Below are 22478 nucleotides of genomic sequence, written 5' to 3' on the forward strand. Positions count from 1 at the left end.
TGGTACGGCGCCGGACCCGGGGGCCGGAAAGCCCTGTCAGCGGTCGGCTTCGTCACTTCCGTGCGGGAATACGCCCCGCCGCTCGTCCAGCTCCCGCACCAGGTCCTCCAGCTCGGAGCGGATCCAGTCCCGGGTGGCGACCTCGCCGAGGCCGATGCGCAGGGTCGCGATCTCCCTGGTGAGGTACTCGGTGTCGGCGATCGAGCGCTCGTTCTGCTTGCGGTCCTGCTCGTGGGTGACCCGGTCGCGGTCGTCCTGCCGGTTCTGGGCGAGCAGGATGAGCGGAGCGGCGTACGAGGCCTGGAGGGACAGCATCAGCGTCAGGAAGATGAAGGGGTAGGGGTCCCACCGCAGGTGGACGGGGGCGGAAACGTTCCACAGGACCCACACGATGATGGCGCCGGTCATCCAGACGAGGAAGCGGCCGGTGCCGAGGAAGCGGGCGATCCGCTCCGACAGCCGTCCGAAGGCCTCGGGGTCGTACGCCGGCAGCAGCCTCGGCCGCCGCACCCGCGGCTGGTCGAGCCGGATGCGGGGCGTGGCGGGCCGCTCCCCCGTACGGTCAAGCGCCATGCGTGGCCTCCCCCTCCGGCTCCGGTTCGAACTCGGTCTCGCGCCAGTCCTCGGGCAGCAGGTGGTCCAGGACGTCGTCGACGGTGACCGCGCCGAGCAGCGACCCGCTCTCGTCCACGACGGGGGCGGCGACCAGGTTGTACGCGGCGAGGTAGCTGGTCACCGAGGGCAGCGGGGTGTCCGGGGAGAGCGGCGCCAGGTCGGTGTCCGCGATCGCCGAGACCAGGGTGAACGGCGGGTCGCGCAGCAGCCGCTGGAAGTGCACCGTCCCCAGGTACTTGCCGGTCGGCGTCTCGTCCGGCGCCCGGCACACGTACACCTGTGCCGCCAGGGCCGGCGACAGGTCCTGCCGGCGTACGCGCGCGAGCGCGTCGGCGACCGTGGCGTCGGGGCGCAGCACGATCGGCTCGGTCGTCATCAGCCCGCCGGCCGTCCGCTCCTCGTACGACAGCAACCGGCGCACGTCGGCGGCGTCGTCCGGCCGCATCAGCGTGAGCAGCCGCTCCTTGTCCTCCTCCGGCAGCTCGGACAGCAGGTCGGCCGCGTCGTCCGGGTCCATGGCCTCCAGGACGTCAGCCGCCCGCTCCTCCTTGAGCTTGCCGAGGATCTCGACCTGGTCGTCCTCGGGCAGCTCCTCCAGGACGTCGGCGAGCCGGTCGTCGTCGAGGGCGGCGGCGACCTCGGCGCGCCGCTTGGGGGAGAGGTGGTGCAGGACGTTGGCGAGGTCGGCCGCGCGCATCCGCTCGAAGGTCGCGACCAGGTTCTCGGCGCCCTGCCCGTGCTCCTCCAGCGAGAAGCCGGTCACCGCCGACCACTCGACGGTCAGCGTCTCGCCCTTGCGGCGCAGCGCCCCGCCGCCGCCCCGCCGCACGAACACCTTGTCGATCTCCCAGTCGCGGCGGGCCGGGAGCTGCTGGATGGCGACGTCGAGGACGGTCACCTCGGAGCCGTCCTCGACGAGGCGGACGCGCCGGTCGAGCAGCTCGCCGAGGACCAGACGCTCGGTGGGGCGCTGCTCGAAGCGCCGTACGTTCAGCACGCCGGTGGTGATGACCTGGCCCGACTCGACCCCGGTGATCCGCGTCATCGGCAGGAAGATCCGGCGCCGGCCGATGACCTCGACGACCAGGCCGAGGAGGCGGGGCGGCCGGCCGCCGACGCGCAACATCGCGACCAGGTCGCGGACGCGGCCCACCTGGTCGCCGTTGGGGTCGAAGACGGGGACACCGGCGAGGTGCGAGACGAAGACCCGGGAGGCGCCTGCCGCCATGCCGCACACCTCCTCGTCCGCGCTGAAATGAGATCTTTACGCCGATTCAGGCTAGCCCGTCCCTCTGCGCGCCGCCCAGGCGGGGCGTCCGTACGGTCCCTGAAGGGCGCCGCGGACAGCACCGGTACGCTGCGGTCTCACAACCCCTCACAGGCAGACGAGAGGCAGTGCGCAGGTGACCGCTCTCCCCCCGGCTTCGCGTGCCCGCCGGGCAGTCCGGGCATCCCTCCCCGTCGCACTCTGCGCCGGGCTGACCGCGGCGCTCACCGCCTGCGCCGAGGAACCGGACCCGGACCGGGGAACCAACGGGGTGGGCAAGCTGTCCGCCTCCGAGATCGAGGCGAAGGCGCAGGCGGCGGCGGACGCCTCCAAGGCGGTACGGCTGTCGGGGACGCTGGTCAGCAAGGGCGGCACGTACAAGCTGAACATGCGGCTGAAGGACACCGGCGCGACCGGCTCCGTCGTCACCAGGACGACGACGTTCGAGCTGCTGCGGGTCGGCGACGCGCTGTTCCTGAAGGCGGACGCGGACTTCTGGACGCACGCGGAGAGCACCTCCGGCAACGAGCCGACCGAGTCCGGCGAACAGGCGGCGGACAAGCTGGACGACAAGTACGTCAAGGTGCCGCAGGACGACCCCTCGTACAAGCAGCTGCGCGGTTTCACCGAGATGAACGTCCTGCTGGACGGGTTGCTGGAACTGCACGGCGAGGTGGTCAAGGGCGACCGCGACAAGATCGGCGGCATCCGCACCATCAAGGTCGCGGGCGGCCGCCAGGGCGAGGGCGGCACGTTGGACGTCTCACTGGAGGGCACCCCGTACCCGCTCCAGTTCGCCCGGGGCGGCGGCGGGGGCGTGGTCGCCCTGTCCGACTGGAACGAGGACTTCCCTCTGCGGGAGCCCACGCAGGGCGAGACCGTGGACTACGGCCGCCAGCTCCCCCGCACCAGCGACTGACGCCCGCGTGCGGGCCCCGGGTGCGCCCCACACGGCCCCGTGCGCGCGCCCGGACCCCGTCAGCCGCGCTTCTTGCGCTTGAGGAGCAGGCGGGGGAGTGCCGCCGGGGCGGCGTGGCGGGTGGTGGCCGGGGTCGGCAGCGGTACCGCCGCCAGGGAGCCGTCCGGGTGGCCGGTCGTCACGTCGCGCGGGGTCAGCCGCAGGACGCGGCACTCGCGCGCCCACCGCTCGGTCATCGTCTCGGCGTCCGGGGCGTTCAGCCGCTTGCCCTTCAGCTCGTCGGCGGCCGATCGCCAGGCCTCCGTGCCGGGCGCCAGCTCGGTCACCGTCGCCGTCCAGGCGACGACCCGGCCGCCCTTGTCCTTGCTGCGCACGGTCACCTCGGCCGTGGCGCCGTCGGCGAGCCCGGGCAGGGGCTGCTCCCCGGGCCCGTCGCCCACGATGTGCGCCGCGCCCTCGTGCCACACGTGCCACAGCGCCCGGGCGGGCCCCTCGCCCCGAACCCAGATGAGGCCGGACTTCTTGGTGGCCTCCTCGACGAGGGCGCGGCCGAGCAGCAGGTCGTCTGTCATGGACCGCAGCTTAGCCACTCGGGCCTACAGCCAGCCGTTGCGCTTCAGGGTGCGGTGGATGGCGAAACAGATCACCGAGATGCCGGCCAGCACGAGCGGGTAGCCGTACTTCCAGCGCAGCTCCGGCATGTGGTCGAAGTTCATGCCGTACACCCCGCACACCGCCGTCGGCACGGCGATGATCGCCGCCCATGAGGTGATCTTGCGCATGTCCTCGTTCTGCGCGACCGTCGCCTGGGCGAGGTTGGCCTGGAGGATCGAGTTCAGCAGCTCGTCGTAGGAGATGACCTGCTCCTGCACCCGCGCAAGGTGGTCGGCGACGTCCCGGAAGTACTTCTGGATGTCCGGGTCCACCAGGCGCATCGGCCGCTCGCTCAGCAGCTGCATGGGCCGCAGGAGCGGCGAGACCGCCCGCTTGAACTCCAGCACCTCCCGCTTGAGCTGGTAGATCCGCCCGGTGTCGGCGCCGCGCGTCGAGCCCTTCGCCGGCGGCGAGAAGACGTCGATCTCGATCTGGTCGATGTCGATCTGCACGGCGTCCGCGACCGCGATGTAACCGTCCACGACATGGTCGGCGATGGCGTGCAGCACCGCCGAGGGCCCCTTCTCCAGGAGCTCCGGCTCGCCCTCCATCCGGTGGCGCAGGTTGCGCAGGGAGCCCTGGCCGCCGTGCCGGACGGTGATGACGAAGTCCCGCCCGGTGAAGCACATCACCTCTCCCGTCTCGACGACCTCGCTCGTCGCGGTGAGCTCGGTGTGCTCGACGTAGTGGATCGTCTTGAAGACGGTGAACAGCGTGTCGTCGTACCGCTCCAGCTTGGGCCGCTGGTGGGCGTGGACCGCGTCCTCCACGGCCAGCGGGTGCAGCCCGAACTCGGCGGCGATGCCCGCGAATTCGGCCTCCGTCGGCTCGTGCAGCCCGATCCAGGCGAACCCGCCGCCCTCGCGCACCTGCCGCATCGCCTCGCGCGGCGTGAGGCACGACTCGTCCTTCAGGCGGCGGCCGTCGCGGTAGACGGCGCAGTCGACGACGGCGCTGGACACCGACGGGTCACGGGTCGCGTCGTAGGAGTTGTACACGGCGTACGGCGCGCCGGTGCGCTTGCGCAGGGAGGGGCGTACCGCTGCTCGCAGGTCACGGATCATCGACATGGCTTGCTCCTTCACGGAGAGGCCGTCGGCGAGGGCGTGGCACAACTGGCACAGCCCGGAATGAGGACGTGGCGTGGCGTACGTCCGCAAAGCGGGCGGCACCGCGGATCGCGCGCTCGCGGTGACGGCGTTCGCTACAGACAGGCAAAAAGGTGGTGCTCTTCCGTCGTGCGCGTCGCCATGGGGTGCGGGGAGCGGTGGGTGTGTCTCAGCTCACAGAACCGGGCCACGGACGGAAGAAAGGTTGGTACTGCACGGTCGACTTCGATCCACCGCAGCCCCACCTCCTCCGGCCGGTCCCCCGTGGGGGATGACGTGTCGTCGGGACTGGAAAGCATGCTTGGCATGCTGTCCCGACCAGCGGCCAAGACTATCAGCCGACTGCGGGTCAATCCCTTATTTTGCCCCTTCCATACGCGCTTTATGCTCGCCGCATGGGAGAAGTTCTTGCACTGGTCGAGGCCCGGCTGCGTACCGCCCTCGGTGAACCGGACGCGCGCGCCGCGGTGACCTTTCTCGGGACGGACCGCATCGAGGTGCTCCGCTTCACCGGGGGCGACCTGGTCAGGTACGCCACGCTCGGCATGTCGGCCCAGCCGATGGCCGACCCCACGGCGGCCCTGGCCGACCCCGTCAAGGGCCCGCGTGCGGAGCTGCTCCTGACGGTACGGGTGGGGCTCGCCGACACGGACAAGGTGCTGCGCCCGCTCGCGGTCCTCGCCGCCTCCCCGCAGGTCGAGGGCGTGGTCGTGGCGCCGGGCGCGTCGCTGGACACCGGCGAACCGCTGTGGCCCGGCGCGTCGTTCACCTCCGTGCTGGTCGCCGAGTCGGGCGGGCTCGTCGAGGATCTGGAGCTGGACGCGCCGATGGACCCGGTCCGTTTCCTTCCGCTGCTGCCGATGACGCCGAACGAGGCGGCGTGGAAGCGGGTGCACGGCGCGCAGGCGCTTCAGGAGCGGTGGCTGAACGCCGGTACGGACCTGCGCGATCCGCTGCGCAGGTCCGTAACCCTCGATTAGCCGGGGTCGGTTGGGGTGGACGGGGTTCAGTTGGCGTACGCGGTCCGCGGCGGCGGGCGGTGCTCCCCGGCGTGGGCCCGCGCCTCGTACGTGAGGGACTTCCGGCGCGCCCGGACGATGCCCGCGCCGATCACCGCCGCGACCCCCGCGACCACGAACGGCATGTGTACGTCGCTCCACTCCTCGATCCTGGGTGCGAACCAGGGCGCCGCGGCGGCGGCGAACCAGCGGACGAAGTTGTAGCCGGCGCTCGCGACCGGGCGCGGCGCGTCCGACACGCCGAGGGCCAGCTCGGTGAAGACGGTGTTGTTCATGCCGATGAAGGCGCCGGACAGGATGGTGCAGACGATCGCGGTGGTGTGGTCGCCGTACCCGAGGACGACGACATCGGCGGCGAGCGCGACGAGGGAGGTGCCGAGCACCTTCAGCGAGCCGAAGCGCTCCTGCAGCCGTGGCGCGACCAGCACGGAGAAGACGGCGAGCAGCACGCCCCAGGCGAAGAAGACCGCGCCGGACTTGTACGGCGTCATGTGCAGCACGAAGGGCGTGAAGGCCAGCACCGTGAAGAAGGCGTAGTTGTAGAAGAACGCCGACGCGGCGGCGGAGGCCAGTCCGCCGTGCCCGAGTGCGCGCAGCGGGTCGAGCAGCGACGTCTTGCGGGCGGGCCTCGGCTGTTCCTTCAGGAACGCGGCGATGCACAGGAAGCCGATCGCCATCAGCGCGGCGGTGCCGAAGAACGGGTAGCGCCAGCTGGCGTCGCCCAGGACGGCGCCGAGCAGCGGCCCGCAGGCCATGCCGAGGCCGAGCGCCGACTCGTACAGCAGGATCGCCGCCGCGCTGCCGCCGGCCGCCGCGCCGACGATCACGGCGAGGGAGGTGGAGACGAACAGCGCGTTGCCCAGTCCCCAGCCGGCCCGGAACCCGACGAGCTCGCCCACCGAGCCGGACGTGCCGGACAGGGCGGCGAAGACGATCACGAGCGCGAGCCCGGCGAGGAGCGTCCCGCGGCCGCCGATGCGGCTGGAGACGAAACCCGTGATCAGCATCGCGACCGCGGTGACCAGGAAGTACGAGGTGAAGAGCAGCGATACCTGGCTCGGCGTGGCGTGCAGGCCCTGGGCGATGGACGGCAGGATCGGGTCCACCAGTCCGATGCCCATGAAGGCGACGACGGACGCGCCGGCGGTGGCCCAGACGGCCCTCGGCTGGCGCAGGATGCCGCGCGCTCCCTCGTCGAAGGGATCCTCTGACCGCATGCGGGTTTCCTCTCCTCCTGAGTGGTTGCTGTATACACACAATAAATTAGCCAGTCTAATGGATGCAAGCTACATGTAATCTTTTGGCGAAAAGGTGGCACACCGGACGGGTGATCGTCCTTGACGCGGCGTCGACAGGGTAGGACCGTTGAACGCTATGAGGGGCGAACCCAGTTGCCCGAAGTGCGGAGGTCGGGTCAGGGCGCCCGGTCTCTTCTCCGACTCCTGGCAGTGCGCCGTGCACGGCCCCGTGCACCCGCTGCAGCCCGTCCTGCCACCGAGCGTCGAGGCGCTCGGCGTGGTCACGCACCGCGCCCGGGTCCCGGTCTGGATGCCGTGGCCGCTGCCGCTCGGCTGGCTCTTCACCGGTGTCGCGTACGCGGGTGACGACCGCAGCGGGGGCCGCGCCACCGCCGTCGCCTGCTCGGGCCCGGCCCCGCTCGGCGGAGTGGGCGAGATGCTGCTCGTCGCCGAGGAGCTGGGAGTGGGGCTCGGCGCCCGGTACGCCGGGATCGACGGCCCCGACCCGGGCCCGCACATCTGCGGCGACAAACCACCACACGCCAAGGTCCTCGCGGCCGGCCGGCCCACCCCGCTCTGGCACGTCACCGACGCGCCGGAGGACCGCGCGGTCTTCGCGGGCGAGGCGTGCGGACTGTGGCTCTGGGCGATCGTCTGGCCCGAACAGTCCGGCATGCTGCTGTACGACGAACTGGTCCTGACGGACGTGCGCGAGGCGGGCGCGGAGGTCGAGCTCCTGCCGTGCGGAGCCCTGACGCCCCGGCTGCTGTCCTGACCGCCCGGTGGGGCGCCGGTGCGGCTGACCATCGGGTTCGCCCGCCCGGGTATCCTGGAGCGTCCCCTGCCCGTCACCGAGCCCCGGAGTCACGCGTCGTGCGCATCGACCTGCACACCCACTCCACGGCTTCGGACGGCACGGACACCCCGGCCGAGCTGGTGCGCGCCGCCGCCGCGGCCGGGCTGGACGTCGTCGCGCTGACCGACCACGACACCACCCGCGGCCACGCCGGGGCGATCGCCGCCGTTCCCGAGGGTCTCACCCTCGTCACGGGCGCCGAGCTGTCCTGCCGTATCGACGGCATCGGGCTGCACATGCTGGCGTACCTCTTCGACCCGCACGAGCCGGAGTTCGCCCGTGAGCGGGAGCTCGTGCGCGACGACCGCGTGCCGCGCGCGCGGGCGATGGTCGGCAAGCTCCAGGAGCTGGGTGTCCCCGTCGCCTGGGAGCGTGTCGCGGCCATCGCCGGGGACGGCTCCGTCGGCCGGCCGCACATAGCCGAGGCGCTCGTCGAGCTCTCCGTCGTGAGCAGCGTCTCCGACGCCTTCACGCCCGAGTGGCTGGCCGACGGCGGCCGGGCGTACGTCGAGAAGCACGAGCTCGACCCGTTCACCGCGATCCGGCTCGTCAAGGCGGCCGGCGGCGTCACCGTCCTCGCGCACCCGCTCGCCGTCAAGCGCGGCCGTACGGTGTCCGAGGCGGACATCGCCGACCTCGCCGCGGCCGGCCTCGACGGTATCGAGGTCGACCACATGGACCACGACGAGCCGACGCGCACGCGGCTGCGCGCGCTCGCGGGGGACCTCGGACTGCTGACCACCGGTTCCAGCGACTACCACGGCAGCCGCAAGACCTGCCGGCTCGGCGAGTACACCACCGACCCGGAGATCTACGGCGAGATCACGCGGCGCGCGACCGGCGCGTTCCCGGTGCCGGGCACGGGTGGACGCCCGTAACCCCCGCCCGACCTCCCCCCTTTCTCGTACGACCCTCTCCCCGCAAGGCCCTCACTGTGTTCGACGCTGCCGTCTTCGGCTCCCTCTTCCTCACCCTTTTTGTCATCATGGATCCCCCCGGGATCACGCCGATCTTCCTCGCGCTGACTTCCGGCCGGCCGGCCAAGACGCAGCGGCGGATGGCCTGGCAGGCCGTCGCGGTCGCCTTCGGTGTGATCACCGTCTTCGGCATCCTGGGGCAGCAGATCCTCGACTACCTGCATGTCTCCGTCCCCGCGCTGATGATCGCGGGCGGGCTGCTCCTGCTGCTCATCGCGCTCGACCTGCTGACCGGCAAGACCGACGAGCCGAAGCAGACGAAGGACGTCAACGTCGCCCTCGTACCGCTCGGCATGCCGCTGCTCGCGGGGCCGGGTGCGATCGTGTCGGTGATCCTCGCCGTGCAGCACGCGGACGGCGTCGGGGAACAGGTGTCGGTGTGGGGCGCGATCGCCGCCATGCACGTGGTGCTGTGGCTGACCATGCGCTACTCGCTGGTCATCATCCGCGTGATCAAGGACGGCGGGGTGGTGCTGGTGACCCGGCTCGCCGGAATGATGCTGTCGGCGATCGCGGTGCAGCAGATCATCAACGGCATCACGCAGACGATCCGGGGCGCGTGACGCGCGCTCGACGCCCGGCGGACGACCGCGCCCCCGTACGGACTCCTGACGAAGTCCACGCGGGGGCGCGGTCGCCGAACCTCGCGCTGGTTACGACGCCGTGGCCCCGGCCGGGCGGATGTAGATGCGCTGGCCGATAGCGGCGGCCTGCTGCACCATCCGGTTGACGGAAGCGGCGTCCACGACGGTGCTGTCCACGGCGGTGCCGTCGACGTCGTCGAGTCGCAGAATCTCAAAGCGCACGGGCTTTTCCCTTCGTCGTGTTCCATACGAGTGCAACGGCTTGCAGACGTTAAACATTCCCTACGCTAAGGAAAATTTTCGAGTGGCTAACTACTGGCGGGCCTGGGCCCACCGGCGGACAATGAAGCCGGTATGAACGAACCGGAGACGCTGAGAGAGCTCGGCACCCGCCTGGAGCGCACCAATGAGCTCCTGCAGCGCATGCTGGCCGAGGTGGCGAAGACCCCGTCCACACACGCCATCTTCGTCGACGCCGGTTACGTCTATGCTGCGGCCGGGTTGCTTGTAGCGGGCACCGAGGACCGCCGCGCCTTCGACCTCGACGCGGAAGGCCTGATCGAGGCCTTCATCGACAAGGCCCGCACGATCTTCGCGGACAGCCGGCTGCTGCGCGTGTACTGGTACGACGGCGCCCGGCGCCGTATCCACACCACCGAACAGCAGGCCATCGCCGAACTGCCCGACGTCAAGGTCCGGCTCGGCAACCTCAACGCCAACAACCAGCAGAAGGGCGTCGACTCCCTCATCCGCACGGATCTGGAGTCACTGGCCCGGCACCGCGCCATCAGCGACGCGGCGCTCGTCGGCGGCGACGAGGACCTCGTCTCCGCCGTGGAGGCCGCCCAGGGGTACGGCGCACGGGTCCACCTCTGGGGCATCGAGGCGGCGGACGGGCGCAACCAGGCGGAGCCGCTGCTCTGGGAGGTCGACAGCCAGCGCACCTTCGACCTGGACTTCTGCCGGCCCTACGTCACGCGCCGCCCGGTCACGATGTACGAGAACGAGGGCGAGCCGCCGCCGTCGCGCGACGAGGTGCGCCTCCTCGGCACCCGCATCGCGGCGACCTGGCTGGGGGAGCGCGGGGCGGACGCGATGGCCGAGCTGCTGCCCGGCCACCCGTACCTGCCCGGCCCCGTGGACCAGGACCTGCTCATCGAGGCGGAGCGGCTGCTGGGCCGGTCCCTGCGCGGGTACGCCCTGCTGCGGCGGGCGCTGCGGGACGGCTTCTGGCAGCAGCTTCAGTCGCGGCTCTGAACGCCGTCCCAGAAGGCGCCGACCGCCCGGGCGGTCTCCACCGGCCGGTCCGTGTTCGGCGAGTGCTCGGCACCGTCGACGCGCGTGCGGTGCGCGCCAAGCCGCTCGGCCATCGCGTCCAGCAGCGGGACCGGCCAGGTGTCGTCACGCACGCCCGAGACCACGTGCACCGGCAGAGCCGGGCGCAGCGCCCGCAGCTCGTCGACCCGGTCCGGCTCGACGGTCAGCTGCCGGCCGGTCGCCAGCAGCTGCGCGGGACGGTGGAGCAGCCAGCGCCGCCGCAGGTCCTCGCGGTCGCTGCGCGCGTCGTCCGCGTCCTCCGGCGGGTCGAGCGCCCGCATGGCGTCCCACACCCGGCCCATGTCCATGACGCGGAGCGCGTCGCCGAGCAGCTTGATCTTCTGCTGCTGGGCCGGGGAGACCTCGGCCGGGCCGGAGGACACGAGGGTGAGCGTGGCGAACGGCGTCGCATCGAGCAGCACGGCGGCGCGCGCGATCTGGCCGCCCAGGGAGTGCCCGAGGAGGTGTACGGGCCCGCTCTCCGCGACGGCCCGCGCCTGCGCGAGGACGTCCCGGGCCAACTCGCCCTGTTCGTAAGCCTGTTCGTCGTCCGGGCCCTCGGTCTCGTACTGCCCGCGCCCGTCCACGGCGACGGCCCGGTACCCGGCGTCGGCGAGCGGCTGGAGCATCGCGATGAAGTCCTCCTTGCTGCCGGTGTACCCCGGCACCAGGAGGGCGGTCCCGGCCGCCCGCAGGGCGGGGCCGGGCGGCGTCCGGGGGCACCGCCCGGGCACCTCCCGGCGGTAGCTGGGGGAGAGGCTTCGAGGGCACGAACAGGGGGGCGGCCAGGGGGCGCGGTGGCCCCCGGCCGCCCGCTCAGCCGCGGTCGTCCGGCCGTTCGGCGGCGGCCGGGTCCAGGATGCGGGTCAGGAAGTGCCTGGTGCGCTCATGGCGCGGATCGCCCACCACCTGCGCGGCCGGGCCCTCTTCGACGATCACCCCGCCGTCCATGAACACCACCCGGTCGGCGACCTCCCGGGCGAAACTCATCTCGTGCGTGACCACCATCATCGTCATGCCCTCCGCCGCGAGCACCCGCATCACCGCCAGCACGTCGCCGACCAGTTCGGGGTCGAGCGCGGATGTCGGCTCGTCGAAGAGCATCACCTCGGGCCCCATCGCCAGCGCCCGGGCGATCGCCACCCGCTGCTGCTGGCCTCCGGACAGCTGCGCCGGATAGGCGTCCGCCTTGTCGGCCAGGCCCACCCGCTTCAGGTTCTCCCGGGCGACCTTCGCCGCCTCCTCCTTGCCGCGCCGCAGCACCCGCCGCTGCGGCAGGGTGAGGTTCTCCGTGACGGTCACGTGCGGGAAGAGGTTGAACTGCTGGAAGACCATGCCGATCCGGCGGCGTACGGCGTCGATGTCGACGTCCAGGTCGGTGACCTCCGTACCACCGACGAAGACCTGCCCCTTGGACGGCTCCTCCAGCAGGTTCACGCAGCGCAGCAGCGTCGACTTGCCCGAGCCGGACGGCCCGATGACGCACACCACCTCGCCCGTGGCGACGTCCAGGTCGATGCCGCGCAGCACCTCGTTGTCCCCGAAGGACTTGTGCAGCCCGCGGATCTCGATCTCGTTCCGAGGCATCGGAATGTCACCTGGCCCTCTCGGCCCGGGCCTCCAGGCGGCGCACCAGGAAGCTCAGCGGAATCGTCACGAGCAGGTAACACAGCCCCGCGACGAGGATCGGTGTGGAGTTCGCCGTCTGGCTGGCCAGGTCCCGGCCGAACTTGGTCAGCTCCCGCTCGTCCAGCGTCACACCGAGGAAGAGCACCAGCGAGGAGTCCTTGAACAGCAGCACCAGCTCATTGGTGAGCGGCGGGATCACGATCCGGAACGCCTGCGGGATGATCACCGACACCATGGCGCGGGCGTGGGAGAAGCCCAGCGAGCGCGCCGCCTCCATCTGCCCCTTGGGCACCGCCTGGATCCCGGCCCGAATCGTTTCGGCCATGTACGCGGCGGCCACCAGGCCGAGACCGAGCGCCACCTTCCCGTACGTACCGCCGGGGATCTCGATGCCCGGGAACGCCAGCGGCACCGCCACCCCGACGAAGATCAGGATCAGCAGGGCGGGCAGGCCGCGGAAGAACTCGATGTAGACGCCGGCCGCCCACCGGTACGGCGCGACCGACGACAGCCGCATCAGTGCGACGACCAGGCCCAGGGCGAGCCCGAACGCGAACCCCGACAGGGTGTAGACCACCGTGTTGCGCAGCGCGGTGGTGATGATGCCGGGGAAGAGCTGTTCGGCCAGCTTCTGCTGCGCGAACTGGTTCTGCAGGCGGTCCCAGTCGGCCATGACGGCGATCAGCACCACCACCGCGACGAAGACGGCGTACTGGATGGCCTGGGAGACGCGGCGGCGCTGACGCCTGGTCAGTCGAGAGGTCACGACTGGCCCTGGGGCAGCGGGCCGATCCACTGCTCGTAGAGCTTCTTGTACGTGCCGTCGGCCTTGGCGTCCGTGATCGCCTTGTCGATCGCGGCGCGCAGCTTGTCGTTCCCCTTCTTCACCGAGAAGCCGTACTGCTCCTCGGTCCTGATGTTCTGTCCGAGGACGAACGCGTCGGCGTTGGCCTTGTCCTTCAGCCAGCCCTGGACGACGGGGTAGTCGATGACGACCGCGTCGACCTGGCCCGTGCGCAGTCCGTTGAGCACGGCGTCGGAGCTCTCGAACGCCACCGGGTCGAAGCCCTGCTTCCTGGCGTAGTCCTCACCGCTGGTCTCCGCCTGCGCGCCCAGCTTCAGCTTCTTCGCCTTCACGTCGGCCAGGGTCTTGGCGCCGCTCTTGCTGGAGGCGAGGAGCGCCTGGGTGGCGTCGAAGTACGGGACGGAGAAGTCGACGTTCTTCTTGCGGTCCTCGGTGATCGTCATCCCGGCGGCGGCGAGGTCGCACCTGTCGGAGTTGAGGAACGCACCGGTCTTGAAGTTCTCGAACGGCGTGTCGAGGATTTCCTGTTCGACCTCGAGGTTCTTCGCCACCAGGTCGATCAGCGCCACGTCGAAGCCGACGACCTTGCCGTCCCGCTCGAACTGGAAGGGCGGGTACGGCAGATGGGTGCAGGTCGTCAGCTTGCCCTTCTCCACCACGGGCACCCCGCCGGCGGCCTCACCGGGCCCCTCGTCGCCGGACGCGCATCCGGCGGCGAGCAGCAACCCGGCCACCGCGGCGCAGGCGGTGAGGGGGGTAAGGGAGCGGGGCGCGCGCTTGCCGCCGGCAGTCCTGAACACGGTTGACCTCCATGGGCACGGGGCGGGCGGTGCCGGGTGACGCGACCGCCGAACATGATCGTATGCCAGGAGAGCCGTGACGTCATGGAGCTTGCGTGCGATTCCGGAGCACCCGGAGTGCGGGTCCGAGGGGTGTTCCGGTGGTGTCCGATCGCCCGGCGGACGCGTGCCCGTCACCCGCTCACGGCCCCGCGTGCGATCGCCGGTACGACCGCCGCGTACGAGCCCCGGGTACGACCCTCCGTGTGCAGCCGCCTCGCCCGGGGCCGCTGTCAGCACAGCAGCCGGAGCGACGTCGCCGAGACCCCCATCCGCACGGACTGACCCCACGTCAACTCCAGGGCGTCCGCCTCCATTCCGTCACCGAAGACCACCAGCCGGTCCGACTCCACGGTGACCCCGAGCCGCTCGCCCCGCGCCAGCAGGCCCTCGACGAAGGACGTGCCGGTGACGGGGGAGGGCCATGCCTCGCGGACGAACCAGGCCAGGCGCCCCTCGGCGGGGCCCGGCAGCGGCAGGGCGCTGCCGCGCTGCTGCCACAGCGACCGCAGCCAGCCCGTGGCACCGGTCCCCGTGCCGACCAGCACCCCGGACGACGCCTGCGCCTCGCCCCCGCCCTCACCCGGTGACAGGCGGTAGCGGGCGGTCCGGTGACCGGGACACCCCAGATAGATCTCGTTGAGGGCGAGCAGCCGCTGGCCGTCGTCCGTTGCCGCCTCCACCATCGTCAGCTCGTCGAACGCCGCCCCGCGCCCCACGGCCGCGGCCAGCAGCCGGGCCGCGTCGGCCGAGCGGTGCCGTACCAGGACCCCCGGGTTGCGCCCGGGATCGGTGTCGATCCCGATCACCGGCTGCCCGTCCAGGTACTTCGCGGCGTTCGCGACGAGACCGTCCTGCCCGGCCACGACGACCACGTCCTCGGGGCCGAACAGAAAGCGGTCAAGGTCCGCCCGCTCCACCCGCGCCTGCCGCCACGGCGCGGGCACGGCCGCGGCCACCTCGGCCAGCGCCCTGCGCGCCCGCAGATCGCGCTCCCGTACGTCGTCGATGGCGCGGCCCCGAGAGGAGAGGAAGAACGCCGCCTGGCCGTGCGTGCCGTGCCGGGCGAGCAGCTCCTCGTACTCGCTCACCCGGTGGACGAGCACGGCGCGTGGCGCGAGGCTCATGACCGCCGGGCCAGGCGGTCCAGCAACCCGCTGAGCGCGTCGGGTGAGAGGGTGAGGCTCTCGATGCGCGGCAGGTTCTCGGCGAGCCGTCCGGCCGCCAGCGCGTGCAGCGTGGCCGCGTCCGCCTCCCCGTGCACGCGCAGCCACGCGGCCTGCGCCTGCGCCCGTGCCTCGCCGACCTCGCGCGCCGCCTCGGCCTCGGCCCGTGCGAGCCGTACGGTACGGGCCGCCTCGGCCTGTGCCCGTACCGCGTCCGCCGCCGCGTTCTCCTCCGCCTCGCGGCGGGCGTTGGCGCCGCGCTGCTCGACGAGCCGCTCCTCCTGCCGGGCCAGCTCGATCTTGCTGGCCAGCTCGTTCTCGGCGATGGCCAGCTCCCGCTCGACGGCGACCGCCCGCCGCTCGTAGGTCGCCCGGTCCGCGTCCTGCTGGATCCGCTCACGGGCCGGGGTGCGCAGGGCGCGCTCCACCTCCGGCTCGGGCCGGATCGCCACCACGCGGACGGCCACCACCTCGATGCCCGTCGCGGGCAGGCGCGGCTCGGCGCCGAGGCCGGACGCGATGCGCTCCCGCACCGCCGCCACACCGTCGACGAGCGACCCGGACAGCGGCGTACGGGCCAGGACGTCCAGGGCGTGCTGCTGCGCGGTCTCGGTGAGCAGCGTGGAGATCTGCTCCAGCGGCGCGCCGCGCCAGGCACCCGTGTCGGGGTCGATCGAGAAGTCCAGCCGGGCGGCGGCGACCGGGGGGTCACTGATCCGGTACGTGACCGTCGACTGCACGGCCACGTCCTGGAAGTCGGCCGTGCGGGCGTGGAACGACATGGTCAGCTCGCGGTCGTCCACCGGCACTTCGCAGAGCGCGGCGGTCAGCGACCGGTACCAGAAGCTGAGCCCCGGGCCGTCGTGCACGAGCCGGCCGCGGCGGTGGTGACGGATGTGGGCGGTGGGCGCGGAGCGCAGATGGCGCCAGCCGGCGCGCCGGGTGATGTCGGCCATGGGAGGACCCCCTTTTCGTCAGAACGACGATAGCGGTCCCTCCGTCTTCTCGTCAATCTGACGCGATGTGGGGCGGTGACTTCCGCGCCGTACCGCCCCCGACGGTGGCGAACGGCTGTAGATTCACCGCCGTGCGGCGCCCCCGGAGCGGGGTGCGCCCGGGTGAGCGGCAGTGGTGTGGGCGTGGAGGTACGGCTGTGCTGATGGTGGGCAAGATCCTGCGGTTCGACGAGGTCCGGGGCTACGGCTTCATCGTCCCCAGGGAAGGGGGCGAGGACGTCTTCATGCACGCGAACGACCTGCTGGACGACAAGTACCTCTACCAGGCGGGACGCGAGGTCGAGTTCTACCTGGAGATGGGCGACAAGGGCCCCAAGGCGTCGGAGATCCGCCTCCTCCACCAGCCCGCGCGCCGCGCCCCGGCTATCGCCGCCCCCGCGCTGCGGGACGACGAGGACGAACCGGACGACGACACGCTCGACGTGCTGACCACCGCCGAGTTCCAGGCCGAACTCACCGAATCCCTCATCGACGCCGACGGCACCCTCACCACCGCCCAGCTGAAGCGCGTACGCACGCGCGTCGTCGAACTGGCCCGCTCGCACGGCTGGCTGGACGGCTGACGGCCGGCCCCGACACCCCTCACGCCCCCACCACCGGTCCGGGCACCATCGTTCGGGCCGTGGAGCGACTGTCCGCCGAGCGCGGGAGAACGACCACGGTGAGGGCGCCGCGCGCGTCACCGCGGCCTCCCGCGGCGGCGTCCGGCAGGCCACCGGACACCCCCCGGGCCTCGGCCACTCCACCCCGAGGCACATCGCGAGCCCACCGGCCGGACACCCGCGAGGCACGCGCGAGCAGCCGGCGAGCCCTACGCGCGCGCGTCCGGCCCGGGCCGCGGAGGTGTCGTCCGCAGCGCGGAGACCAGACGCAGCAGACGGGCCTCATTGCCCGTCAGGCCCGCGCGGCGCAGCGCCTCGTCCGCCTCGGCCATCGACGACGACAGGTACACCCCGGCCAGCGGCGCCAGCACCGGGTCGGTGAACACCGCCTGGGCCGTTTCCACCAGACGTATGTAGGCCTGGGCCGCCGCACGCTCACGCTGGTTGAGGGTGGTGGTCATCTCTCGCTCCCTGTCGACCGGTTGGACCCTCCACCCTCGCGTACGGCACTGACAATCAGCGCTCGCGCAGGTACTGCTCCAGCCGGTCGAGGAAGACCCGCTGGCCCGCCACCAGCCGGTGTGCCGCCTCCTCGGGCGTGAACCACGCCACGCGGTCCACCTCGGGGAACTCCCGCTCCACGCCCGACCCGCGCGGCCACTCCATCGTGAACGTGCCCGGCACGACCGCCGCCGGATCGAGATCGCCCTCCACCGCCCACACCGTGACGATCTTCCCGTTCGCCTGCCGCGTCTCGCCCAGCGGCACCTTGTCGCCGTCCGGCGCGGGCAGGCCGAGCTCCTCCACGAACTCCCGCCGCGCCGCCGCCTCCGCCGTCTCGCCCGGCTCGTACTCCCCCTTGGGCACCGACCAGGCCCCGGCATCCCGCTTCGCCCACATCGGGCCGCCCATATGGGCGATGAGCACCTCCGGCCCACCGCCCGAGGTACGGAACACCAGCAGACCCGCGCTTCGCTTCACCGTCATGCCGGGAAGTCTGCCCGTCGGCCGCCGCGTTAGCGTCGAAGGAGCGCACGAACGGAGGACCGATGCCCCACGCAGCCGACCAGCCCGACTTCCCCGCGCGGGAGGCCGCCCGCGCGCCCACCGTGCCCCGGCTCGACGCCCGTCTCACCCACTGCCGGGCCTGCCCCCGCCTCGTCGCCTGGCGCGAGCAGGTGGGCCGGGAGGGCCGCCGTGCCTACGCGGGCTGGGACTACTGGGCCCGTCCCGTCCCCGGCTTCGGCCCCGAGGACGCCGCCCTGCTCGTCGTCGGCCTCGCGCCCGCCGCGCACGGCGGCAACCGCACGGGCCGCATGTTCACCGGTGACCGCTCCGGCGACGTCCTGTACGCCGCCCTCCACGGGATCGGTCTCGCGAGCCAGGCCGGGGCGACCCACCGGGACGACGGGCTGCGCCTGCACGGCGTACGGGTCACCGCGCCCGTCCACTGCGCCCCGCCCGCCAACAAGCCGACACCCGGCGAACGGGACACCTGCCGTCCCTGGCTGGCCGGCGAACTGCGGCTGCTGCGGCCCACCGTGCGCGCGCTGGTCGTCCTCGGCGCGTTCGGCTGGCAGGCCGTCCTCCCCGCCCTGGCCGCCGCCGGCTGGACGGTGCCCCGCCCCCGCCCGGCCTTCGCGCACGGCGCCCGGATCACCCTGCCCGCCACCGACGGCGGCCCGGACCTGGAGCTCTTCGGCTGCTACCACGTCAGCCAGCGCAACACCTTCACCGGCCGACTCACCCCCGCGATGCTGACGGACGTACTCAGCCGCGCCGCCGGGGCCGCGGGGCTGCGGTGATCCGCACCGGCCCGCCGGCCGGGTCGACCCGGCCGGTCCACGCACCCGGCAGGGGCACCGACCGGGACGGCGTGACCGTACGCCACAGCCGCTCGCGGTGCAGCAGAGCACCGTCCTGATGAACCGTGACCACCGGTTTCTCCAGGCGCCGCTCCGCCCGCAGCAGGAATCCACCGCCGCCCGCGCCGATGCGGTTCGGCGTCACCCACCGCAGCGGCGCGTCCACCACCACTGGAACCGGCCCCCGGGGCCAGGACCCGCCACCCCGCAGGTACGCCAGGACCGGCCCCGCGACCGCCCGGCCCTCCGCCTCGGCCGTCCCGGCCGGCTCGCCGCCGTGCAGCAGATCACCCACAGCGAACACGCCCGCCTCCGACGTGCGGAACGCGCCGTCCACCGCCGGTCCGCGCGTGCCCGGGTCGAGGACGAGACCGCCGTGGCGCGCGAGCTCGTGGTCCGGGATCCAGTCGCCGGTGAAGACCACCGTGTCGCACGCCACCGTCGCCGTCCTGCCGTCGCGGTGCCCCACCCGCACCCCCGACAGGCGCCCCCGGCCGAGCAGTTCGGTCACCGTCGTCCCCCCGAGCACCGGAACCGGCCCGAACAGCCCCGCCCCGGACACTGCCAGCCCGCGCCACGAGGGCCATGGCTCCGGTGTGACCAGCGCGGCGACCTCCACCCGCGCCCGCCGCAGCGCCCGTACCGCACGCCACGCGACCGGTTCCGCTCCCACGACCAGCGCCCGGGTACCGATCGCCTGCCCGTAGCGGTACACCGCCCGCTCCAGCTCAGCCGTCGTCAGAACACCGGCCGGCCGCGTCCCCGGCACCAGACGCGCGGCGCGCGGTCGCTCACGGGCCCCGGTCGCCAGCACCACGGCCCGCGCGGTGATGCGTTCGAGGCCGGCCGGGCTCGTCGTGTCGAGCGTGAGCGGCCCGGCCCACCCGGTGACGCTCACGCCCGTGCGCAGCGCCGCCCCGGCCCGTGCCGCCGCCCGCGCCGAGCGCCGCCAGGATTGGGCCCCGCCGCGCTGCCGAGGGTGGCCCCCGTCCGGCTCGCGCTCCACCACCTCGACCGTGCCCGCACCGGCGGCGGCCAGCCGCGCGGCGGCGGCGAGCCCGGCCGGACCCGCCCCCACGACCAGCACGTCGACCGCGCGCGTACGGCGGCTCACCGCCCCGCCTCCTCGAACAGCGCGCGGACGGCCGCCCCGCAGAAGGCCCCCTGGCAGCGCCCGCCGCGCGCCCGGGTCCGGCGCCGCAGCCCGTCCGGGGAGGCGGGCGGAATGGTGCCGGCCAGCGCGTCGCGGATCTCCCCGCGCGTCACCCGCTCGCAGTGGCACACGATCGTCCCGTACTCCGGGTCGGACGCGATCAGCCCGGCGTCCGCGTACGGCCGGGGGAACGCCTCGCCCACGTTCGCCATGCGCACCGGCGGCAGCTCACGCGCCGGACCCGGCTCCAGACCGGCGTCCACCAGCAGCTCCACCACATGCGCCGCGATGGCCATCGACGCGGTGAGCCCGGTCGACCGGATCCCGCCCACCGTGACGTACCGCTGCGACGCGTGGCAGGCGATCCGGTAGTCGTCCTCCTCGGTCGCGGCGCGCAGCCCGGCGTAGACCGCGGTGACCTCCTCGTCCAGGAGGGCGGGCAGGACGCGCCGGCCGTGCTCCCGAAGAAGGGCCTGCCCCTCGGCCGTCGACCCGGTCGCGGACGTGTCGTCCAGGTCCTCGGCCGTCGGCCCGAGCAGCACCTTGCCGTGCACGGTGGGGGAGACCAGCACGCCCTTGCCGAGGGCGGTCGGCACCGGCAGCAGGATGTGCCGGACCAGACCGCGCGCGAGCGCGTCGAACACGATCAGCTGACCGCGCCGCGGGGTCACCGTGAAGTCGCGGTGCCCCAGGCGCCGGTCGAGCTCGTCCGCGTACAGCCCGGCGGCGTTCACCAGGTACCGGCCGCGCAGCACGCCCCGGCTCGTCGTCAGCTCATGCCCGGGGCGGACCGACTCCACACGGCAGCCGAGGTGCAGGTCGACCCCGGCGCGTACGGCCTGGGTGGCGTACGCCAGCGTCGTCGTCCACGGGCAGATGACGCTCTCGCCCGGCACGTCCAGCGCGCCCAGCGCGCCCGGGCCGAGGTGCGGCTCACGGGCGTACAGCTCGGCCGCGCCGATGATCCGGTCCTCGTCGTAGCCGTTCCTCTCCGCCTTCGCGGCGAGCGCGGGCAGGGCGGCGAGCTGCTCCGCGTCCCACGCCACCAGCAGCGCGCCCAGGGGCTCCACGGGGATGCCGGCCTCGGCGGCGTACGCGGTGAGCCGCCGCTGCCCGTCCCGTACCAGCCGCGCCTCCAGCGACCCGGGGGCCGCGTCGAAACCGGTGTGCAGGATCGCGGTGTTGGCCTTCGACGTGCCCTCGCCGACATCGTCGGCGGCGTCGACCAGCGCGGTGCGCAGGGGGAGGCGCGCCAGCTCGCGGGCGATCGCCGACCCGACCACACCCGCGCCGACCACGATCACGTCGTACGGCTCCGACGGCAGCGCCCCGCGCCGGGTGACCGTCATGCCGTACGGTCCACGAGCGCGGCCACCGCGGCGCGGAAGGCGCCCATCCGGTCGTCGGCCTCGGCGGCGGTGATGCGCGGCTCGTGGACGGCGGACGGCTTCCACTCCGGCACGGCCCGCTCGACGGTGAGCGAGGGGTCCAGGCCGATACGGGCGAGAGCGCCCACGCCCAGGGCGGTGGCGTCGGGCAACGCCGAGACCTCGACGGGCCGTTGCAGCAGGTCGGCCTGGGTCTGCATGAGCAGGGCCGAACGGGTCAGCCCGCCGTCGACCCGGAGTGAGGCGAGCGGCGCGCCCAGGTCGGTGCCGGCCGCCGCCGCCACCTCCACGACCTGCGCGGCGATGCCCTCGCACAGCGCCCGCACCAGGTGCCCGGGCGTGGTGTCCAGCCCGAGCCCGGTCACCGACCCGCGCGCCTCCGCGCGCCACCACGGCGCCGCGAGCCCCGCGAGCGCCGGGACGAACGTGACGCCGCCCGCGTCCGGGACCGAGGCGCCCACCGGGTCGAGGTCCGCCGCGCCGCCGATGACCCCGAGGCCGCTGAGCCATTCGACTGCGGAGGCGGCCGCGTACACCTGCCCGTCCAGGCAGTAGCCGGTCCGCCCGCCGAGCCGCCAGGCCACGCAGCCGGCCAGTCCGGAGGACCCGCGCCGGGGCCGGTCACCGGTGTGCGCGAGCAGGAACGCCCCGGTGCCGTACGTGCACTTGGCGGCGCCCGGCCCTGTCGCGCCCTGGGCCAGCAGCGCGGCCTGCTGGTCCACGAGCAGCCCGGTCAGCGGCACCTCGGCGCCGAACGCGGACGTCGTGCCGACGTACCCCGCCGCGTCGACGATCCGCGGCAGCCGCTCGCCGGACAGCGCGTACAGCTCCAGCGCGTCCGGCGACCAGTCGACCGTGTCGAGGTCCAGCAGCTGGGTGCGCCCGGCGGTGGCCGCGTCGGTGACGAACGCACCCGTCAGGCGGTGCACCAGCCAGGCGTCGCTGGTCGTCACGACGCCCTCGCGGGTGAGCCGGCGACGTATCCAGGCCATCTTGGGGGCGGCGAAGTACGGGTCGAGCGGCAGGCCGGTCAGCGCGCGCAGCTCTTCGGCGTGCGGGGCGAGCTCCGCGCAGATGTCCTCGGCCCGTTTGTCGTGCCAGACGATCGCGTCGGTGAGGGGCGCTCCCGTGCGCGGGTCCCAGGCCAGCACCGTCTCACCCTGGTTGGCCAGGCCGACGGCCGCGACGGGTTCACCGGCGTCGGCGAGCGCCGCGCGGCCGGCCGCCACGACCGAGTCGAGCAGGGCGTGCGGGTCCACCTCGGCCCGCCCGCCCGGCAGATGGCGGGGCCGCACCGGAGCCGTACCGGATCCGATCACGCCGCGCTCCGGGCAGACGACCAGCGCCTTGGTGCCCGATGTGCCCTGGTCGACGGCCAGCACAGGGCCCGTCATCGTCACTCCCGTCCCAGTCGGTGCAGCTCGTCGCACACCGTTGATCGCCAGCCTGAGGCAGTGCGG

At 73.1% G+C, this 22478-nt stretch carries 25 protein-coding genes; 8 read left to right on the plus strand and 17 right to left on the minus strand.

Translation table 11 applies throughout. The annotated features are described in order from the left end of the window. Positions 1–36 precede the first annotated feature (36 nt). Positions 37–573 (minus strand): DUF1003 domain-containing protein, encoded by a 537-nt coding sequence (locus ABZZ38_RS16225; protein WP_356739989.1) that lies wholly within the window; start codon positions 571–573, stop codon positions 37–39. Next, positions 563–1843 carry a CBS domain-containing protein gene (locus ABZZ38_RS16230; protein ID WP_356739991.1) on the minus strand — a complete coding sequence of 427 codons (1281 nt, stop codon included), beginning with the start codon at positions 1841–1843 and terminating at the stop codon, positions 563–565. The genes ABZZ38_RS16225 and ABZZ38_RS16230 overlap by 11 nt, the downstream gene beginning before the upstream one ends. A gap of 175 nt (positions 1844–2018) precedes the next feature. On the opposite strand from ABZZ38_RS16230, the gene ABZZ38_RS16235 reads away from it, so the two are divergent. Continuing rightward, positions 2019–2801, plus strand: coding sequence for a hypothetical protein (locus ABZZ38_RS16235; RefSeq protein WP_356739993.1), 783 nt, complete (start codon positions 2019–2021; stop codon positions 2799–2801). Positions 2802–2860: 59 nt separating this feature from the next. Here the strand turns inward: ABZZ38_RS16235 and ABZZ38_RS16240 are convergent, their stop codons facing one another. Next, positions 2861–3373 (minus strand): hypothetical protein, encoded by a 513-nt coding sequence (locus tag ABZZ38_RS16240; RefSeq protein WP_356739995.1) that lies wholly within the window; start codon positions 3371–3373, stop codon positions 2861–2863. Between the two features lie 24 nt (positions 3374–3397). Next, positions 3398–4525 carry a magnesium and cobalt transport protein CorA gene (locus tag ABZZ38_RS16245; protein ID WP_356739997.1) on the minus strand — a complete coding sequence of 376 codons (1128 nt, stop codon included), beginning with the start codon at positions 4523–4525 and terminating at the stop codon, positions 3398–3400. 434 nt (positions 4526–4959) lie between these two features. Here ABZZ38_RS16245 and ABZZ38_RS16250 point away from each other — a divergent pair, with 434 nt between their 5' ends. Continuing rightward, positions 4960–5544, plus strand: a complete 585-nt coding sequence (locus tag ABZZ38_RS16250) for a suppressor of fused domain protein (protein WP_356739999.1) — start codon at positions 4960–4962, stop codon at positions 5542–5544. Positions 5545–5570: 26 nt separating this feature from the next. On the opposite strand, the gene ABZZ38_RS16255 is transcribed toward ABZZ38_RS16250, so the two are convergent. Continuing rightward, positions 5571–6800, minus strand: a complete 1230-nt coding sequence (locus tag ABZZ38_RS16255) for an MFS transporter (RefSeq protein WP_356740001.1) — start codon at positions 6798–6800, stop codon at positions 5571–5573. A gap of 157 nt (positions 6801–6957) precedes the next feature. Between ABZZ38_RS16255 and ABZZ38_RS16260 the strand changes: the two genes are divergently transcribed. The 3 genes from ABZZ38_RS16260 (at position 6958) to ABZZ38_RS16270 (ending at position 9217) form a co-directional block, all read left to right on the plus strand. Then, complete coding sequence (locus ABZZ38_RS16260) at positions 6958–7596, plus strand: DUF6758 family protein (protein ID WP_356740003.1); 639 nt, start codon at positions 6958–6960, stop codon at positions 7594–7596. A 98-nt stretch (positions 7597–7694) separates the two neighbouring features. Further along, the gene (locus ABZZ38_RS16265) at positions 7695–8555 is read left to right on the plus strand and encodes a PHP domain-containing protein (RefSeq protein WP_356740005.1); all 861 of its coding nucleotides are present in this window, start codon (positions 7695–7697) and stop codon (positions 8553–8555) included. Positions 8556–8611: 56 nt separating this feature from the next. Continuing rightward, positions 8612–9217, plus strand: coding sequence for a MarC family protein (locus tag ABZZ38_RS16270; RefSeq protein ID WP_356740007.1), 606 nt, complete (start codon positions 8612–8614; stop codon positions 9215–9217). Between the two features lie 90 nt (positions 9218–9307). Here the strand turns inward: ABZZ38_RS16270 and ABZZ38_RS16275 are convergent, their stop codons facing one another. Further along, a complete protein-coding gene (locus ABZZ38_RS16275) occupies positions 9308–9460 on the minus strand; it encodes a hypothetical protein (RefSeq protein ID WP_356740009.1) in 153 nt (50 codons plus the stop codon). Positions 9461–9592: 132 nt separating this feature from the next. Here ABZZ38_RS16275 and ABZZ38_RS16280 point away from each other — a divergent pair, with 132 nt between their 5' ends. Beyond that, the gene (locus ABZZ38_RS16280; protein WP_356740011.1) at positions 9593–10495 is read left to right on the plus strand and encodes an NYN domain-containing protein; all 903 of its coding nucleotides are present in this window, start codon (positions 9593–9595) and stop codon (positions 10493–10495) included. Here ABZZ38_RS16280 and ABZZ38_RS16285 read toward each other — a convergent pair. From ABZZ38_RS16285 to ABZZ38_RS16310, 6 genes are all read right to left on the minus strand, one after another. Continuing rightward, complete coding sequence (locus ABZZ38_RS16285; protein WP_356740013.1) at positions 10480–11289, minus strand: alpha/beta hydrolase; 810 nt, start codon at positions 11287–11289, stop codon at positions 10480–10482. The genes ABZZ38_RS16280 and ABZZ38_RS16285 overlap by 16 nt on opposite strands. An 82-nt stretch (positions 11290–11371) precedes the next feature. Further along, on the minus strand, positions 11372–12142 hold the full coding sequence (locus ABZZ38_RS16290; RefSeq protein ID WP_356740015.1) for an amino acid ABC transporter ATP-binding protein: 771 nt from the start codon (positions 12140–12142) through the stop codon (positions 11372–11374). Between the two features lie 7 nt (positions 12143–12149). After that, positions 12150–12950: an amino acid ABC transporter permease gene (locus ABZZ38_RS16295; RefSeq protein ID WP_356740017.1), complete on the minus strand. Its 801-nt coding sequence runs from the start codon at positions 12948–12950 to the stop codon at positions 12150–12152. Then, positions 12947–13723: an ABC transporter substrate-binding protein gene (locus ABZZ38_RS16300; RefSeq protein WP_356740089.1), complete on the minus strand. Its 777-nt coding sequence runs from the start codon at positions 13721–13723 to the stop codon at positions 12947–12949. The genes ABZZ38_RS16295 and ABZZ38_RS16300 overlap by 4 nt, the downstream gene beginning before the upstream one ends. 338 nt (positions 13724–14061) lie before the next feature. Then, on the minus strand, positions 14062–14955 hold the full coding sequence (locus ABZZ38_RS16305) for a hypothetical protein (RefSeq protein ID WP_356740019.1): 894 nt from the start codon (positions 14953–14955) through the stop codon (positions 14062–14064). Further along, positions 14952–15950: an SPFH domain-containing protein gene (locus ABZZ38_RS16310; RefSeq protein WP_356740021.1), complete on the minus strand. Its 999-nt coding sequence runs from the start codon at positions 15948–15950 to the stop codon at positions 14952–14954. Before ABZZ38_RS16310 ends, ABZZ38_RS16305 begins: the two co-directional genes overlap by 4 nt. Before the next feature lie 197 nt (positions 15951–16147). On the opposite strand from ABZZ38_RS16310, the gene ABZZ38_RS16315 reads away from it, so the two are divergent. Further along, positions 16148–16573 (plus strand): cold shock domain-containing protein, encoded by a 426-nt coding sequence (locus ABZZ38_RS16315; protein ID WP_356740023.1) that lies wholly within the window; start codon positions 16148–16150, stop codon positions 16571–16573. Between the two features lie 248 nt (positions 16574–16821). Here ABZZ38_RS16315 and ABZZ38_RS16320 read toward each other — a convergent pair whose 3' ends face one another. Both ABZZ38_RS16320 and ABZZ38_RS16325 read right to left on the minus strand, forming a co-directional pair. Then, entirely contained in the window at positions 16822–17073 is a 252-nt protein-coding gene (locus tag ABZZ38_RS16320) for a hypothetical protein (protein ID WP_356740025.1), read from the minus strand. Positions 17074–17128: 55 nt separating this feature from the next. Further along, the gene (locus tag ABZZ38_RS16325; protein WP_356740027.1) at positions 17129–17599 is read right to left on the minus strand and encodes an NUDIX domain-containing protein; all 471 of its coding nucleotides are present in this window, start codon (positions 17597–17599) and stop codon (positions 17129–17131) included. A 62-nt stretch (positions 17600–17661) separates the two neighbouring features. Between ABZZ38_RS16325 and ABZZ38_RS16330 the strand changes: the two genes are divergently transcribed. Beyond that, positions 17662–18417, plus strand: a complete 756-nt coding sequence (locus ABZZ38_RS16330) for a uracil-DNA glycosylase (protein WP_356740029.1) — start codon at positions 17662–17664, stop codon at positions 18415–18417. On the opposite strand, the gene ABZZ38_RS16335 is transcribed toward ABZZ38_RS16330, so the two are convergent. Genes ABZZ38_RS16335 through ABZZ38_RS16345 form a run of 3 tightly spaced genes read right to left on the minus strand, consistent with a single transcriptional unit; the run spans position 18383 to position 22412 of the window. Next, entirely contained in the window at positions 18383–19591 is a 1209-nt protein-coding gene (locus ABZZ38_RS16335; protein WP_356740031.1) for an FAD-dependent oxidoreductase, read from the minus strand. The genes ABZZ38_RS16330 and ABZZ38_RS16335 overlap by 35 nt on opposite strands. After that, positions 19588–20979 (minus strand): FAD-dependent oxidoreductase, encoded by a 1392-nt coding sequence (locus ABZZ38_RS16340; RefSeq protein WP_356740033.1) that lies wholly within the window; start codon positions 20977–20979, stop codon positions 19588–19590. The genes ABZZ38_RS16335 and ABZZ38_RS16340 overlap by 4 nt, the downstream gene beginning before the upstream one ends. Next, the gene (locus ABZZ38_RS16345) at positions 20976–22412 is read right to left on the minus strand and encodes an FGGY family carbohydrate kinase (RefSeq protein ID WP_356740035.1); all 1437 of its coding nucleotides are present in this window, start codon (positions 22410–22412) and stop codon (positions 20976–20978) included. The genes ABZZ38_RS16340 and ABZZ38_RS16345 overlap by 4 nt, the downstream gene beginning before the upstream one ends. Positions 22413–22478 lie beyond the last annotated feature (66 nt).

The organism is Streptomyces sp. NPDC006368 (assembly GCF_040612535.1).
GTDB lineage: Bacteria > Actinomycetota > Actinomycetes > Streptomycetales > Streptomycetaceae > Streptomyces.